Source organism: Corallococcus sp. AB049A, from assembly GCF_003668885.1.
Taxonomy (GTDB): domain Bacteria; phylum Myxococcota; class Myxococcia; order Myxococcales; family Myxococcaceae; genus Corallococcus; species Corallococcus interemptor.
In genome coordinates, this window is sequence record NZ_RAWL01001054.1 from 1 (window position 1) to 458 (window position 458).

The 458-nt window shown below is 57.0% G+C and carries 2 pseudogenes; both read right to left on the reverse strand.

Annotated elements, in window-relative coordinates:
- Positions 1-275, reverse strand: a pseudogene (locus tag D7X55_RS46295) (4-hydroxy-3-methylbut-2-enyl diphosphate reductase); the annotation flags it as partial.
- 1 nt (position 276) lies between these two features.
- Positions 277-458: pseudogene (locus D7X55_RS46300) on the reverse strand (peptidylprolyl isomerase); the annotation flags it as partial.

Here is a 458-nt window from a genome sequence, read left to right on the forward strand (position 1 = left end):
AATACGGTCAGATCGCGGCTTTTCGCTTCGTTACGGACCGCCTGAGAGACGCCGTGCGCGGAGAAGATCAGGATCGCACCGTCCGGCACTTCGCTGATCTGCTCGATAAAGATGGCACCGCGATCGCGCAGGCTGTCGACCACGTAGCGGTTATGCACCACTTCGTGACGCACATAAATCGGCGCGCCGTAAATCTCCAGCGCGTTTTCAACAATGCTGATAGCGCGGTCTACACCGGCGCAGAAGCCGCGCGGGTTAGCCAACAGGATCTGCATTTCAAGCCTCCAGTGCCGGATCGATTTCCAGCACTTCAACATCAAAATGAACGGTACGCCCGGCAAGCGGATGGTTGAAGTCAACGGTAATCGAGTCACCGTTGATTTCGCGGATCACGCCAGGCATTTCGCTGCCGTCCATAGCGGTAAAGAGCATAATTGCCCCGATCTCCGGTTCACCCG